Raw genomic sequence first — 13764 nt, forward strand, 5'->3', positions numbered from 1 at the left:
GAGCGATGGACATCTACCTTCCCATCGCGGAAGTCTCGGTAAATATCTTTCTGATACTCGGCCTTGGCCTGGCGGTCGGCTTCCTGTCGGGCATGTTCGGAGTTGGCGGCGGCTTCCTGATGACGCCGATCCTGATCTTTATCGGCATTCCGCCTCCGGTCGCGGTGGCAACCCAGACCAACCAGATCGTCGCCTCGTCCGCCTCCGGTGCCCTTGCCCATTTCCGGCGCAAGAGCCTTGATCTGAAGATGGGCCTTTACCTGCTTGCCGGTGGCATTGCGGGGTCGATCGGCGGGGTGCAGCTATTCTCCTTCCTGCAGGCTACCGGCCAGATCAATCTGGTGATCTCGCTGTGTTATGTGGGCTTTCTGGGCATTATTGGCGCGCTGATGCTGGTGGAGAGCGCGGGCGCACTGTGGCGGCGCTACCGGCAGGGCAAGGCGGGCATCACGCCTCGGCCAAGGCGGCGCAGGCGCGGGCTGATCGATGCTTTGCCCTTCAAGGTCCGCTTTCCCGTCTCCGGCCTTTATATCAGCCTGATCCCGGTCATCGGCATTGGCGCGCTGGTGGGCCTGCTGGCAGCCCTGATGGGCGTTGGGGGCGGCTTCGTCATGGTGCCGGCCATGATCTACATCCTTCGCATGCCGACATCGGTCGTGATCGGCACCTCCCTATTCCAGATCCTGTTCGTTACCGCGCTGACCACCTTCCTGCAGGCGGCGCAGAACCAGACGGTCGATCTGGTGCTGGCGGCCCTGCTTATCATTGGCGGGGTTATCGGCGCACAGTTCGGTGCGCGCGCCGGCCAGCGCATCCGGGCCGAGGAGCTGCGCGCGGCGCTGGCCCTGATGGTGCTGGCGGTCTGCCTCAAACTCGCCTTCGATCTGGTCTCTGATCCCGCTGACATGTTCGAGCTGATGGAGACCGCTGGAAGGAGCGCACCATGATCCGCGCCCTGCTGGCCCTGCTGGTGTTTTCCGGAGCGGCACACGCCGCGCCCGAAGACGAAATCCAGCCTGTCGGCATTGTCGCCGCCCTGACGCAGGAAGTGGTGGAGATACGCTCCAACTTCACCGGCGCGGATTTTCTGGTCTATGGCGCGGTGACGGGTCTGGCCGAGGGCGACGATATCGTCGTCGTCGTGCGCGGGCCGCAGGAGGATTTGCGCGTGATGCGCAAGATCCGCACGCTGGGCATCTGGATCAACCGCGCGCCGATCGCGTTTGAAGACATCTATGGCTATTACGCGGTCGCCTCCACACGGTCTTTAAGCCAGTTTGCCACCTTCTCCTCACTGCGCCGCGAAGGCATCGGCATGGAGCATCTGCGCCTGTCAGCGCCTGCCCATGTGCGCGAGGAGACCCGCTTTGGCGTGGGCGGCGTGGTCGTTACCGAGCTGGGCGCGGAGATTGTCGATTACCGCCGGGCCATCGTGCGCAACCGCGCGCGCGAAGGCCTGTATGTGGAATCGCCCGGCGGGGTGGAAATACTCGATGGCGGGCTGTTCCGGGCTGGCGTGCGCCTGCCGCCTGTCACGCCGGTGGGCGAGTACGCGCTCGACATCTATCTGTTCCGCGACGGCGTACCCATCGCCAGCCGCCGCACCAGCCTGCAGGTGCGCAAGGCGGGGTTTGAGCAGGCCATTTATGATTTTGCGCATCAGCACGCGCCGCTCTATGGCATGATTGCCGTCATCATCGCGCTCATCGCAGGATGGAGCGCGGCTGAAGTTTTCCGCCGCAGATAGGAATACCGACCATGCTCAGACAACTCAGCGAAGCGCCCGGCACACCGCTCCTTCTGGGCTTTGCCGGTCTTGTCCCCTTCTTTGCCGGCGCGTTCGGCATTGCGCTGGGCGGGCAGGCCGGGCTGCAGGCCGCGAACTTCCTGCCGATCTATGCCGCGGTCGTGCTGTCCTTCCTGGCGGGCGGACGCTGGACCACCGAGATCGTGCTGCGCGCCGATGCGCCGCGCACAGGTGTGTTGATGCTGGCTGTGCTGCTCTCGCTGTCGGGCTGGTTTGCGGTGCTTTTGCAGGTCTGGAACCGGCCTGATCTGCCCTTTGATACCGAGCTGGCCGGATGGGGCATTCTGATTGCCGGTTTCGTCATCCAGTATCTGTGGGACCGGGGGGCGGTGCGCGGCGGCACGCTGCCGCGCTGGTATCTGCCCTTGCGGCTGGTGCTGACACTGGGCGCCGTCATCGGCCTTGGCGCGGCACTGGCAATACGGGCGATGTAGGGGCCTGCCGAGTGTCATCACCCGCTTTATGCGGGTGACCCATGCCTCTTTAGTTTCCGCAACGCAGTCGCGCTTTTCAGGCCGCTAAGCGGCCAAAAAGCCCTCGTCCTTCGAGACGGCTTCTGACGAAGCCCCTCAGGATGAGGGCTTTAGGTCATGCTTTTCCCCTCATGCTGAGGGCGAGCGAAGCGAGTGTCTCGAAGCACGAGGGAAAAGCCACCTCTCAGGCATGGGTGGCCCGGACAAACCAGGCCATGACAGGGCTTTACCCCTCAGTCCCCCAGCACGCTTTTACCCGGCACGCGGTAGACCCGTTCCCGGCCGAGCATCCAGACATCGGGCGTGCGCTCAAAGTGCGCGGCAAAGGCGTCATCACGCACATTCAGACCGCCCGTATAGGCGCCAAAGGCTGGCAGGATGAGGCGCGTGCCATCACTGGCAAAGGCGCGCCGGCGCACCGAGCGGCCATTCCGGCGTACCTTGGCGCAGGGGTGGAGGTGGCCTGCCAATTCGCCCGGTGACGCACCTTCACGCGGCTCATGGCGCAGGGTGAGGCCGTCCAGCTCTATCTCCCCCGCCAGCTCTCCGCCATAGCGCGGCGAAGGCGCGGGATCGTGATTGCCGGCAATCCACACCCAGCGCTCCACGCAAGCGACGAGATCTTTCAGGAAGGCCTCGTCCTCGCCATGCATGCGAGTTTCGGCCGTCCCGTCGTGAAAACTGTCACCCAGCGCGATGACCGTGCGCGGCTGCAGGCGCACCATCGCGTCGGCGAGGCGGGCCAGCGTCGCGCGCGTATCGTAAGGCGGCAGCATCACGCCCTTGGCGGCGAAGGATGAACCCTTCTCAAAGTGCAAATCAGCGACGATGAGCGCCGCCGCGCTCTCCACGAACGCCACGCCCGACACATCGGCCAGCACCGGCACGCCGTTGACGTTTATATGCTGAACGATGGGAGGCGCGGCCTGTAGCATGGCTCCAGACAAGCGCGTTCCCTGTCCGTTCGTCAATCGGCCTCTTGCAGGGCCTGCACATCGCCTGCCCTTAGCGCATTGATATGGCGCGATATCTTTTCCACCGGCCAGTCCCACCAGCTGATCCGCAACAGCGCCGCTATGGTGGCGCCGTCAAAACGCTTCTTGCGCAGCTCCGCCGGGTTGCCTGCCACGATGGCGTAGTCGGGTACATCGCGGGTGACGACGCTGTGCGCGGCGATGATGGCACCATTGCCGATGCGCACGCCCGGCATGATGACGGCTCCGCGCCCTATCCAGACATCGTGGCCGACAATCGTGTCGCCCTTGTAACCGCTGTCGAGCGAGCTTTCCTCAAAGCCCTTCTCCCAGCCGCCACCGAATATCTGGAACGGATAGGTGGAGATGCCGTCCAGCGCATGGTTCGCGCCATTCATGATGAAGGTTACACCGGTGGCAATCGCGCAGAAGCGCCCAATGATCAGCCGGTCGCCGGTGAAGTCGTAATGATAGAGAACGTTGCGGTTCTCGAACTCTTCGGGCGCATCGGGATCGTCGTAATAGGTGTATTCGCCGACCTCGATATTGGGCCGGGTGATGACGGGTTTGAGAAAGCAGACGCGGTCAAAGCCCGCCATCGGGTGCGGGTTCATGGGGTCAGGACCATGCATGGGGTAGTCACCTTTCACGCCCGCACGCCAGATGGCGGGGCGTTCTCATATTGCCGTTGAGGGCGAAGAGGGCGCGGGGCGCGCCTTGAAAGATGCTAGTTCATAATGTGCGGCATTTGCTGCAAACACGCGTCCAGCGTCAAGCTCTTATCGCCTCCTCGATCAGATCTTCGGACGCGGCTTCGAGGATGGCCTCATGGGCCTCGCCATAGACCGGCTCGCGCCCAATCTCCAGCATGACCGGAACGGCCAGCGGCGAGATGCGCTCCAGCGCGACGGCATCGATCCGGCCTTCAATGGCAGCGAGGCGGTCCGACAGGCGGCGAATGTCCAGAAGGCCGGTGGCCGCATCCGCCCAGGCCGCCTGCAGCAGGATATGGTCCGGCTCATGCTCGCGCAGCACGTTGTAGATGAGGTCTGAGGAGAAGCTGACCTGCCGGCCGGTCTTCTCCAGCCCCGGATGACGGCGCTCGATCAGGCCGGAGATCAGCGCGCAATGGCGGAAAGTGCGCTGCATCAGCACGCTTTCATTGAGCCAGGCATCGAGATCATCGCCCATCAGGTCGGGCGAGAACAGCGCGGCAAAATCGACCTGCCCCATATCCTCCAGCGCCCAGACCGACAGCGCATACTCGTTGGCGACATAGCCCAGCGGTTTCAGCCCCAGCCGCTCCAGCCGCCGGGTCAGCAAGACGCCCAGCGTCGCATGCGCCAGCCGCCCCTCGAACGGATAGCAGACCAGATAATGCTTGCCCGCACGCGGGAAGGTTTCCACCAGCAGCCGGTCAGCCTGTGGCAGGCGCGAACGAAGCTGCTGCATCTCCAGCCATTCGCGCACCTGATCTGGCAGTTTTGACCATTGGTCCGGCTCGCTGACCAGCTTGCGCACCCGCGCGGCGAGATAAGTGGAAAGCGGGAATTTCCCGCCCTGCCAGGAGGGCACTTTGGGGTCCTCGCCGCTCGCCCGGCTGACGAAAAGGTCGGTCTGGCTGGTGCCTTCAAAGCGCAGCACCTGCCCGGCGAAGAGAAAGGTGTCGCCGGGGCTGAGCTGGTCCGCGAACCACTCCTCCAGCTGGCCCAAACGAGGCCCGGCGGCGCGAAGGCTTTTTGCACCGCTGCGCGCGCTGACCACGCGCACATCCAGCATCGGGCTTTCCACAATGGTGCCGATATTGAGCCGGTGACGCTGCGCCACACTGCGATTGCGCGCGCGCCAGAGGCCATCGCGCCCCTTCACGATGCGGCAGAAGCGGTCATACGTGCCGAGCGCGTAGCCGCCGGTCGCGACAAACTCCAGCACCCGGTCGAATGTCTCTCGCGGCAGGCCGGTATAGGGCGCAGCGCGGCAGATTTCGGCATAAAGCGCGTCTGCCTCGAACGGATCACCGCAGGCCCGGCCCATCACGTGCTGGGCCAGCACATCGAGCGCGCCGCTTTTGAGCGGCTCACCGTCCAGCGCATGTTCGGCCACGGCGTCGCGCGCCGACAGGCATTCAAGATGCTCAAACCGGTTGGTGGGCACCAGCACGGCACGCGACACCTCATCAAGCCGGTGATTGGCCCGGCCCAGACGCTGGATCAGGCGCGAGGTGCCTTTGGGTGCGCCAAGCTGGATCACAAGATCCACATCGCCCCAGTCAATCCCCAGATCGAGGGTGGAGGTACACACCACCGCGCGCAATTTTCCCGCCGCCATCGCCCCTTCCACCTTGCGGCGCTGCTCGACGCTGAGCGAGCCGTGATGGAGCGCGATGGCGAGATTATCCTCATTGATGCGCCAGAGCTGCTGGAAGGCGAACTCGGCCTGAGAGCGCGTGTTCACAAAGACCAGCGCCGTGCGCGCGGTCTTGAGCAGCTCATACACGCCCTCCATCGCATGATGGCCCATATGCCCGGCCCAGGGGATGCGCGCATCGGGGGTGAGGATGGAGACCTCTGCCTCCGCTCCTGCAGCGCCGCGCACGATGCGGGTGGCGAGCTCCGGGCTTGCCGGATCACGCGACAGCCAGCGTGCATGGCCCTCCACATCCTTCACGGTGGCGGAGAGGCCGATGCGGCGCGCAGCGGGCGCATAATGGCTGATCGCGGTGAGGCCCAGGGCCAGCAAATCGCCGCGCTTTTGCGGGGCGAGTGCATGGACTTCATCCACGATCACGGCCTTGAGGTCGGCAAAGAAGGCGGCGCCGTTTTCCTGCGCCACGAAGAGCGCCAGCTGTTCGGGCGTGGTCAGCAATATGTCGGGCGGGGCGGCGCGTTGGCGGGCGCGTTTGGATTGCGGCGTATCGCCGGTGCGCGTCGCGATGCGAAGTTTGAGCCCCATCTCGTCTACCGGCACCATCAGATTGCGCGCGACATCTTGGGACAAGGCTTTGAGCGGCGAGATGTAGAGCGTGTGCAGGGCGTGGGGCCGCTCCTTGCCCGCGCCCTCTACCATCTCCGCCAGCTCGATCAGCGAGGGCAGGAAGCCGCCAAGCGTCTTGCCGCCACCTGTTGGTGCGGTCAGCAGCACGTCCTCGCCTGCCCTTGCCGCCTCCAGCATGGCCAGCTGATGCGCGCGCGGCTGCCAGCCCCGGCTGTCAAACCAGCGGGCAAAAAGCGGCGGCAGTAAAGGTAGGCCGGTGGCGGTATCCATCAGCTCCACACATAGGGCCAAATGCCCCCAGCGGTCGACAATTTCGCCCTGCCCGCCTAGGTTTCGGCCCAAACATTCATCATGCAGGAGCGCATCACATGAAGCGTGCAACTCTTCTTTCGCTGGCCAGCATTCTGGTTCTGGCCGCGTGCGGCGATCAGGTTGCCACAGGAGACGGTGACGCCCGCGAGGTGGTCGTTGGCGCGGCGCATACACAGGACCGCCTCAATTATCCGACCACCCGCACCATGGAGCAGATCGATATCTACCAGTCGGCGGCCCATGGCGAGGTGGAAGTGGCCGACCCCTATCGCTGGCTGGAAGAGGATGTGCGCGTAAGCCCGGAGGTTGCCGCCTGGGTCACGGCGCAGAACGCGGTGACCAACCGCTATCTGGAAAACCTGCCCGGACGCCCGGTGATTGCCGCGCGCCTGCGCGAGCTGTGGAATTATGAGCGCATCTCGGTCCCGGCTGCACGCGAAGGGCGCTATTTCTACGCCTATAATGACGGGCTGCAGGATCAGTCGGTCTACATGGTGCGTGACGGGCTGGACGGAGAGGCGCGCGTCCTCATCAACCCGAACGAGCTTTCAGACGACGGCACGGTGGCGCTGGCCGGCACCTGGCCGAGCCCGGATGGCCGCCACGTCGCCTACATGCTGCAGGATGGCGGATCAGACTGGCGCATCGCGCAGGTGATCGATGTGGAAACCGGCGAGGCACTCGAAGACCGGATTGAGTGGATCAAGTTTTCAAACCTGTCCTGGGCCAAGGATGGTTCGGGCTTCTTCTACTCACGCTATCCCCAGCCGGAAGCCGGTGAGGAGTTCACCTCGCTGAACATGGATCAGGCGATCTATTTCCACGCGCTGGGCACCGGCCAGAGCGAAGACCGCCAGATCATGGCCGACCCGGAAAACCCGGAAGTCAGCTGGCGCGCCGGCGTCAGCGATGATGGCGATTATCTGTTCATCTATTCCTCTGCCGGAACGGACGGCAATGCCATCCACATCCTCGACCTGACGCGTGATGACGCCGAGCCGGTGGCGATCTTTGAAGGGTTTGACAATAACCACTCGCCCGTCGGCAATGATGGCGAGACCTTCTTCTTCATGACCGATCTTGATGCGCCCAACCAGCGCATCGTGGCGGTTGATCTCTCCGATCCCTCCACCCTCACCGATATCATCCCGGCAGGCGATTTCCCGATCTCTGCGGCCAGCCATGTTGGCGGGCATCTGATCGTGCGCACGTTTGAGGATGTGCGCTCTGTCGTGCGCGTCCACACGCTGGAAGGCGAGGAAGTCCGCGAGGTGGAACTGCCCGGTCTTGGCGTCGCCAGCGGCTTTGATGGCCGCCCGGACAGCCCGGAGACCTTCTACAGCTTCACCAGCTTCAACCGGCCCGGCACGGTCTACCGCTATGATGTGGAGACGGGCGAGAGCACGCTCTTCCACGAAGCGCCCCTCACCTTTGATCCCGATGACTATGAAGTCAGCCAGGTATTCTATGAGAGCACGGGCGGGGTACAGGTGCCGATGTATATCGTCCACCACCGCGATGTGACGCCCAACGGCCAGCAACCCACGCTTCTGTTCGGTTATGGCGGCTTCAACATCCCGATGACGCCCGCCTTTGATGTGCGCCGTCTGCAATGGATGGAGATGGGCGGCGTGTTTGCGCTGGCCAATATCCGGGGCGGTTCGGAATATGGCCGCGACTGGCATGATGGCGGCCGCCTCGCCAACAAGCAGAATGTCTATGACGACTTCATCAATGCCGCCGAGCACCTGATCGAGCTGGGCTGGACCAGCCCGGCCAATATCGCCATCGAGGGCCGGTCCAATGGCGGGCTGCTGGTCGGCGCGGTCGCCAATCAGCGCCCCGATCTGTTTGCCGCCGCCCTGCCGGGCGTGGGCGTGATGGACATGCTGCGCTTCAACCAGTTCACCGCAGGGCGCTTCTGGGTGTCGGACTATGGCAGCCCGCAGGACCCGGAAATGTTCGACGTGCTCTACGCCTACTCGCCGCTGCACAACATTCCCGAAGGCGAGGGCTATCCGGCAACGCTGGTGACGACGGCCGATACCGATGACCGCGTGGTACCCAGCCACTCGTTCAAGTATATCGCCGCGCTGCAGGCCACCGATACCGGCAATGCGCCGACCCTCATCCGCATCGAGACGCGGGCCGGCCATGGCGCAGGCACGCCGGTCTCCATGCTGATCGAGGAGACGGCGGACAAGTGGGCCTTCATCGGCTTCCACACCGGGCTGGAGGTCCCCCAGGCGCAATAGAGCGTCTTTGCACGCCTGACTAAAAGAACCGGCAGGGCATCGCGCCTTGCCGGTTTTTTTCGTTGGTGAGACAATGGTGCCATGAAACGCGATGAGCTTCTGGCCCGCCTGCGGGAGTTGAAACCATGGTTTGAGGACCACGGCATCATCCGCGTGCGCGTTTTCGGCTCCCATGCCCGCGACGAGGCCGGCCCTGACAGCGATGTGGACCTGCTGGTGGAGTTTGCTCAAACACCCAGCCTGCTAGGCATGATCGGCCTTGAGCGCTCGCTCGGCGAGCAGCTCGGATGCACCGTCGATCTCGCCACCGAGCGTGGCCTGAAGCCGCGCGCGCGCGCCCACGTCGCGGCAGAGGCCGTTGATGCCTGAACGGGGCGATCACGACTGGCTCGCCGACATTCTCGACGAGGCAGCGCTGGCCCGTCAGCTCACCCAATCCATGGACTATGAAGCGTTCGCTGCGGATCCGTTCGCCCAGCGCGCGCTGCTGCATATGCTGCAAACCATCGGAGAAGCCGCAGGCAAGCTCTCGCCAGAGACGCTTTCGGCCGTGCCGGACCTGCCCTGGCCGGACATCCGGGGAATGCGGAACCGCATTGTCCACGGCTATTTCGGAATCGATATGGAGGCCGTCTGGCGGACCGCCAGCGAAGACCTTCCAGAACTGGAAACGGCTATCCGCTCAAGCGGGCTAGCCGGGAACCCCTGACTCTCTTGCCGCCACTGCCCGTCAGTGGGACAATGGCGCCATGAAACGCGATGAGCTTCTGGCCCGCCTGCGGGAGTTGAAACCATGGTTTGAGGACCATGGCATTATCCGCGTGCGCGTTTTCGGCTCCCACGCCCGCGACGAGGCCGGCCCGGACAGCGATGTCGATCTGCTGGTGGAGTTTGCGGAAGACGGTGCGCCGGACCTCTTCAGTTTCTCCGGCATTCGCCTTGAGCTGGAGAAGCGGCTGGGCCGCCCGGTCGACCTGATGACACCGCGCGCCCTGTCACCGCGTATCGCACACCGCATTCAGGACAGCCTGGTCGATGCCTGAGCAAGGCAAGGCGCGGGACTGGAAGGTCCTGGTTGCGGTCTCGCCCTAAACGCCCTGCTCAATCATGCGCTTATAGGCTTCGCGGGCGTGGGCGCGTTTGAGCCAGTCTTTGGTGGCTGGCGCATTGTCCAGCAGGCCGGACTTTTCCATGCCATCAAGCTGGAAACCCATCAGGCAGTCAGCCGCCGTGAACATGTCCCCGGCAAACCAGGTATGGCGCGACAGATGGCTCTCGATCGTGGCCGTTGCCTTGTCGCGCTCGCCCGTCATCCAGCCAGCCAGCAGCGAGTCCTGTAGCCCCGTGGCGCGGGTGAACACCAGAATGAGGCCCGGCAGGAAGGGCGAGCCCTCTGCCGCATGCATCCATTCGAGATAACGGGCAAATTCCGGGCGTCCGGGCTTGGGGTGCAGGCGGTGCTCGGTATCGAAGACCGCGAGAATGTACTGCGCAATCGCGCCCGTCTCCGCGATGACCTGCCCTTCATGCTCCAGCAGAGGCGCCTTGCCCATCGGGTGAACTTTGAGGAGTTCGGGCGGGGCAAGGCGGGTCTGCGTATCGCGCTCATGGCGAACCAGCGTGTAGGGCAGGCCCAGCTCCTCCATCAGCCAGATAATGCGCTGCGAGCGCGAGGCGTTGAGGTGATGGAGAACCAGGCTCATCGGCGCACAATCCTGTTTCGGCATGGCGCCCCCGCAGCCTGGAAACGACTGCGGGGGGCTATGGCCTAGTTGGCGGTGGGAAGGGTGTAGGCCACATCTGCGCCCGGTCCGAGCGGCAGGCCGAGATACACCCAGGCAATCGTCATGATGATGCCGGTAATCATCAGCCAGACCGAGTAGGGCAGCATGGCGGCTGTCAGCGAACCGATGCCAAACTCAGGCACCCAGCGGCGCGCAAACACCAGCACCAGCGGGAAGTAGACCATGAGCGGGGTGATGATATTGGTGGCGCTGTCACCCACACGGTAGGCCGCCGTTGCCATTTCCGGGCTGATCCCCAGCAGCATCAGCATCGGCACCAGGATGGGCGCCATGAAGGCCCATTTCGCGCTGGCCGATCCGACGAAGAGATTGAGCACACCGGCAAACAGCACGATCAGGCCCAGCACGATAGGCAGAGGCAGGCCCGATTGCTGGATCGCGTTGGCACCATTGACCGCCGAGATGATCCCCAGATTGGAGAGATTGAACATCTCCACGAAGTAGGCCGCCGCGAAGGCCAGCACGAGATAATAGCCCATATCCTTCATGCCGCCGGCCATCATCTCCACCGTATCGCGATGGCTTTTGATCGTGCCTGCCGCCATGCCGTAGGCGACACCGGCAGCAAGGAACAGGACAAGGAAGCCCGCGACCAGCGACGAGAAGAACGGCACCAATTGCTGGGCCGGTGCCAGGGCGGGATCGGGATTGAGCAGAGGCGGATTGCCGCCCCAGACCGAAAGCGCGCCAAAGCTGATCGCCTCGACAAGATCCACGGTCAGGAAGACCCAGATGAAGGCCACGGCCAGAACGGCCAGACCCGCATGGGCAAGGCCCTTCTTCTGGCCGGGGGTGAGCGGCGCATCCGCGTCGTCGTCAGCAGAATCGCTGCCCGCAACCGCGCCGCCCGTCCACTTACCCAGGCGTTTTTCAATGATCGCGTCGGTCACAAACCAGATGACGGGCAGGTAGATGAGCGTCATGGCGGCGATGAAGTACCAGTTGCCCGCGATATTCATTACCCAGTCCGCGACAAGGGTGCCCACGGCTGCCTCGGTAATACCGAACAGCAGGGCATCAAGCTGGCCGGGGAATAAATTGGCCGAAAAGCCGCCTGACACGCCGGCAAAGGCGGCCGCGATACCCGCGATCGGGTGGCGTCCGGCGGCAGCATAGATCACCGCAGCCAGAGGGATCAGCACCACATAGGCCGCGTCCGCGGCGAGATTGGCCAGCATGGCAACCAGCGCGACAGCTGGCGTCAGCAGGAAGCGCGGCGCATTGCGCACGGCTGCGCGCATGGCGGTGCCAAACAGGCCCGCGCGCTCGGCAACACCGGCGCCCAGCATCACCACCAGCACATAGCCGAGCGGATGGAAGGAGGTGAAAATGGTCGGCATGCGCACCAGCAAGTGCTCAATCAGTTCGGAGCGGAACAGCATGCGGGCCGGTTCGATAACCGGCGAGCCATCCGCCGCGACCCGGACCGGATGCTCGACCGACACGCCCAGCAGATCGGTGATGACCGAGATCACAACCAGTATGCCAATCAGATAGGCAAAGATGATGACCGGATCAGGCAGCTTGTTGCCGGTTTTCTCGATCCAGCCGAGAATACCTTTCTGGTGCTCCTCCACTGCGGGCGCGTCGACCTTTGCCATATTGCAATTCCCCCCTGGCGCGCGGATCGTCCCGAAGCGGGCGGCCCGGCCATTTTTTTCCATACAGAGCAGATCATGCCGCTCTCGAAGGCCCAAGGTTAAGCATTCGCGAGGCTTTTAGGGAACCCCGCTTTTTCCGTTCAGGGAAGGGTTCAGGCAGCATGGCGCGGCCAGAGGCGGCCCGCTCAAACCGGCAATTCGACCTTCCCGCCATTCCGTGCTAGAGGCCCGGCACGTTCTGAAATCATTGGGAAAAGGACATCCGCTCATGGAATTTGGCGGCGAGATAGACGGTCAGATCAACACCATACTGGAATACCTCGCGACGCTGGGCGTTGCCGTCCTCTCCAACATCGCGCTGGCCGCCCTCATTCTGATCGTCGGCCTTTACATGGCCGGCTTCATCTCGCGCCGGGTTCGCAAATGGGCGGTGGACCACCCCAAGATCGATACCACACTCGCCCTCTTCTTCGCCTCAATCGTACGTTATCTGATCATCGCGGTCGTCATCATTGCCGTGCTGACGCGCTTCGGGGTGGAGACCACTTCTCTGGTGGCTGCGCTCGGCGCGATGACGCTCGCTGTCGGTCTGGCCCTTCAGGGTACGCTTTCCAACGTCGCTGCCGGCGTGATGATCGTCTTCTTCCGGCCCTACAAGATCGGCGATTTCGTGGATATTGGCGGCGCGGCAGGCACGGTGCGCGACATCACCCTGTTCTACACCGAGCTCAACACCCCAGATAACCGCCAGGTGATTGTTCCCAATGCCCAGTCCTGGGGCCGGGTCATCATCAATTTCTCCGGCTACTCGACGCGCCGCGTCGATTTCACCTTCAGCGCATCCTATGACAGCGATATCGAAAAGGTGCGCAGCACGATCCGGCGTGTGCTGGAAGATGATGAGCGCGTGCTGGCGATGCCGGAGGTCGTGGTGGAAGTGGCCGCCCACGGGGCGTCCTCGATCGACTACACCGCCAGGGCATGGGTCAATTCGAGCGATTACTGGCCCTATTTCTGGGAGAAAACCCGGCTGATGAAGCTGGCGTTCGACGCCGAGGGCATCGAAATCCCCTATCCGCATCAGGTGCATATCAAGAAAGAGGGATAGGGGCGATTTTCGCCTCACACGTGCCGCAATCTTTGCGTTAATCTCGGCACCATGAGCGATACACCCACACCCCGCAAGTCCTTCCTGCAACGCGTCGTCGCGGTGCGCCTGCGCGACATACTCGTGCTGTTCCTGCTGTGTGTGCTCGCGGGCGTGGTACTGGCGCTGTTCAATATCGACCCGGCCGAGTTGTGGGTGGATTTCTTCGGCACGATTGCGCGGGCCTGGGACCGCTTCTTCCTGATCATCACCGAGTCGCTTGGCTGGTCAGTGCGCTACTTCCTGCTGGGCGCGGTTCTGGTGATCCCGCTATGGATTGTCTGGCGCATCATCTCCGCTGCCGGGCGGCGTTCCTAGAACTTACCCGCCATTAACCCTGTCACCGGTTTGCGCGCGAAATCTCCCGCGCCCACTGCTAGCTTGCCTATTCAAGGG

Annotated in this window: 14 protein-coding genes; 9 read left to right on the forward strand and 5 right to left on the reverse strand. The window is 63.5% G+C overall.

The features are described 5' to 3' along the window. Window positions 1-5 precede the first annotated feature (5 nt). Genes ACQ5ID_RS10185 through ACQ5ID_RS10195 form a run of 3 tightly spaced genes read left to right on the forward strand, consistent with a single transcriptional unit; the run spans window position 6 to window position 2241 of the window. Complete coding sequence (locus ACQ5ID_RS10185) at window positions 6-947, forward strand: sulfite exporter TauE/SafE family protein (RefSeq protein ID WP_371392310.1); 942 nt, start codon at window positions 6-8, stop codon at window positions 945-947. After that, window positions 944-1747, forward strand: a complete 804-nt coding sequence (locus ACQ5ID_RS10190; RefSeq protein ID WP_429912345.1) for a TIGR02186 family protein — start codon at window positions 944-946, stop codon at window positions 1745-1747. Before ACQ5ID_RS10185 ends, ACQ5ID_RS10190 begins: the two co-directional genes overlap by 4 nt. 11 nt (window positions 1748-1758) lie before the next feature. Next, window positions 1759-2241 (forward strand): DUF3429 domain-containing protein, encoded by a 483-nt coding sequence (locus tag ACQ5ID_RS10195; protein WP_429912346.1) that lies wholly within the window; start codon window positions 1759-1761, stop codon window positions 2239-2241. Window positions 2242-2513: 272 nt separating this feature from the next. On the opposite strand, the gene pdeM is transcribed toward ACQ5ID_RS10195, so the two are convergent. From pdeM to ACQ5ID_RS10210, 3 genes are all read right to left on the reverse strand, one after another. Further along, window positions 2514-3227: a ligase-associated DNA damage response endonuclease PdeM gene (pdeM, locus tag ACQ5ID_RS10200; protein ID WP_429912347.1), complete on the reverse strand. Its 714-nt coding sequence runs from the start codon at window positions 3225-3227 to the stop codon at window positions 2514-2516. Between the two features lie 20 nt (window positions 3228-3247). Beyond that, window positions 3248-3886: a CatB-related O-acetyltransferase gene (locus ACQ5ID_RS10205; RefSeq protein ID WP_429912348.1), complete on the reverse strand. Its 639-nt coding sequence runs from the start codon at window positions 3884-3886 to the stop codon at window positions 3248-3250. Window positions 3887-4025: 139 nt separating this feature from the next. Next, window positions 4026-6518 carry a ligase-associated DNA damage response DEXH box helicase gene (locus tag ACQ5ID_RS10210; RefSeq protein ID WP_429912349.1) on the reverse strand — a complete coding sequence of 831 codons (2493 nt, stop codon included), beginning with the start codon at window positions 6516-6518 and terminating at the stop codon, window positions 4026-4028. Between the two features lie 98 nt (window positions 6519-6616). On the opposite strand from ACQ5ID_RS10210, the gene ACQ5ID_RS10215 reads away from it, so the two are divergent. From ACQ5ID_RS10215 to ACQ5ID_RS10230, 4 genes are all read left to right on the forward strand, one after another. Further along, entirely contained in the window at window positions 6617-8815 is a 2199-nt protein-coding gene (locus ACQ5ID_RS10215; RefSeq protein ID WP_429912350.1) for a prolyl oligopeptidase family serine peptidase, read from the forward strand. An 81-nt stretch (window positions 8816-8896) separates the two neighbouring features. After that, window positions 8897-9184, forward strand: coding sequence for a nucleotidyltransferase family protein (locus tag ACQ5ID_RS10220; protein ID WP_429912351.1), 288 nt, complete (start codon window positions 8897-8899; stop codon window positions 9182-9184). After that, on the forward strand, window positions 9177-9524 hold the full coding sequence (locus ACQ5ID_RS10225) for a HepT-like ribonuclease domain-containing protein (RefSeq protein WP_429912352.1): 348 nt from the start codon (window positions 9177-9179) through the stop codon (window positions 9522-9524). The genes ACQ5ID_RS10220 and ACQ5ID_RS10225 overlap by 8 nt, the downstream gene beginning before the upstream one ends. A 40-nt stretch (window positions 9525-9564) precedes the next feature. Continuing rightward, on the forward strand, window positions 9565-9858 hold the full coding sequence (locus ACQ5ID_RS10230; protein WP_429912353.1) for a nucleotidyltransferase family protein: 294 nt from the start codon (window positions 9565-9567) through the stop codon (window positions 9856-9858). A 45-nt stretch (window positions 9859-9903) separates the two neighbouring features. On the opposite strand, the gene ACQ5ID_RS10235 is transcribed toward ACQ5ID_RS10230, so the two are convergent. Together ACQ5ID_RS10235 and ACQ5ID_RS10240 are read right to left on the reverse strand one after the other, a co-directional pair. Beyond that, window positions 9904-10518, reverse strand: a complete 615-nt coding sequence (locus ACQ5ID_RS10235; RefSeq protein WP_429912354.1) for a glutathione S-transferase family protein — start codon at window positions 10516-10518, stop codon at window positions 9904-9906. Between the two features lie 65 nt (window positions 10519-10583). Then, a complete protein-coding gene (locus ACQ5ID_RS10240; protein WP_429912355.1) occupies window positions 10584-12221 on the reverse strand; it encodes an AbgT family transporter in 1638 nt (545 codons plus the stop codon). Window positions 12222-12489: 268 nt separating this feature from the next. On the opposite strand from ACQ5ID_RS10240, the gene ACQ5ID_RS10245 reads away from it, so the two are divergent. Both ACQ5ID_RS10245 and ACQ5ID_RS10250 read left to right on the forward strand, forming a co-directional pair. After that, on the forward strand, window positions 12490-13329 hold the full coding sequence (locus ACQ5ID_RS10245; protein WP_429912356.1) for a mechanosensitive ion channel family protein: 840 nt from the start codon (window positions 12490-12492) through the stop codon (window positions 13327-13329). Between the two features lie 51 nt (window positions 13330-13380). Next, the gene (locus tag ACQ5ID_RS10250) at window positions 13381-13686 is read left to right on the forward strand and encodes a DUF6460 domain-containing protein (protein ID WP_429912357.1); all 306 of its coding nucleotides are present in this window, start codon (window positions 13381-13383) and stop codon (window positions 13684-13686) included. The last annotated feature ends 78 nt before the right edge of the window (window positions 13687-13764 follow it).

The sequence above is a fragment of the Glycocaulis sp. genome (genome assembly GCF_050485565.1).
Taxonomy (GTDB): Bacteria; Pseudomonadota; Alphaproteobacteria; order Caulobacterales; family Maricaulaceae; genus Glycocaulis.

Excerpts from the sequence above, each read along its gene's own strand:
- ACQ5ID_RS10185 (WP_371392310.1), top strand. The coding sequence starts at position 6 with ATGGACATCTACCTTCCCATCGCGGAAGTCTCGGTAAATATCTTTCTG.
- ACQ5ID_RS10190 (WP_429912345.1), top strand. The coding sequence starts at position 944 with ATGATCCGCGCCCTGCTGGCCCTGCTGGTGTTTTCCGGAGCGGCACAC.
- ACQ5ID_RS10195 (WP_429912346.1), top strand. The coding sequence starts at position 1,759 with ATGCTCAGACAACTCAGCGAAGCGCCCGGCACACCGCTCCTTCTGGGC.
- ACQ5ID_RS10205 (WP_429912348.1), bottom strand. The coding sequence starts at position 3,886 with ATGCATGGTCCTGACCCCATGAACCCGCACCCGATGGCGGGCTTTGAC.
- ACQ5ID_RS10210 (WP_429912349.1), bottom strand. The coding sequence starts at position 6,518 with ATGGATACCGCCACCGGCCTACCTTTACTGCCGCCGCTTTTTGCCCGC.
- ACQ5ID_RS10215 (WP_429912350.1), top strand. The coding sequence starts at position 6,617 with ATGAAGCGTGCAACTCTTCTTTCGCTGGCCAGCATTCTGGTTCTGGCC.
- ACQ5ID_RS10220 (WP_429912351.1), top strand. The coding sequence starts at position 8,897 with ATGAAACGCGATGAGCTTCTGGCCCGCCTGCGGGAGTTGAAACCATGG.
- ACQ5ID_RS10225 (WP_429912352.1), top strand. The coding sequence starts at position 9,177 with ATGCCTGAACGGGGCGATCACGACTGGCTCGCCGACATTCTCGACGAG.
- ACQ5ID_RS10230 (WP_429912353.1), top strand. The coding sequence starts at position 9,565 with ATGAAACGCGATGAGCTTCTGGCCCGCCTGCGGGAGTTGAAACCATGG.
- ACQ5ID_RS10235 (WP_429912354.1), bottom strand. The coding sequence starts at position 10,518 with ATGAGCCTGGTTCTCCATCACCTCAACGCCTCGCGCTCGCAGCGCATT.
- ACQ5ID_RS10240 (WP_429912355.1), bottom strand. The coding sequence starts at position 12,221 with ATGGCAAAGGTCGACGCGCCCGCAGTGGAGGAGCACCAGAAAGGTATT.
- ACQ5ID_RS10245 (WP_429912356.1), top strand. The coding sequence starts at position 12,490 with ATGGAATTTGGCGGCGAGATAGACGGTCAGATCAACACCATACTGGAA.
- ACQ5ID_RS10250 (WP_429912357.1), top strand. The coding sequence starts at position 13,381 with ATGAGCGATACACCCACACCCCGCAAGTCCTTCCTGCAACGCGTCGTC.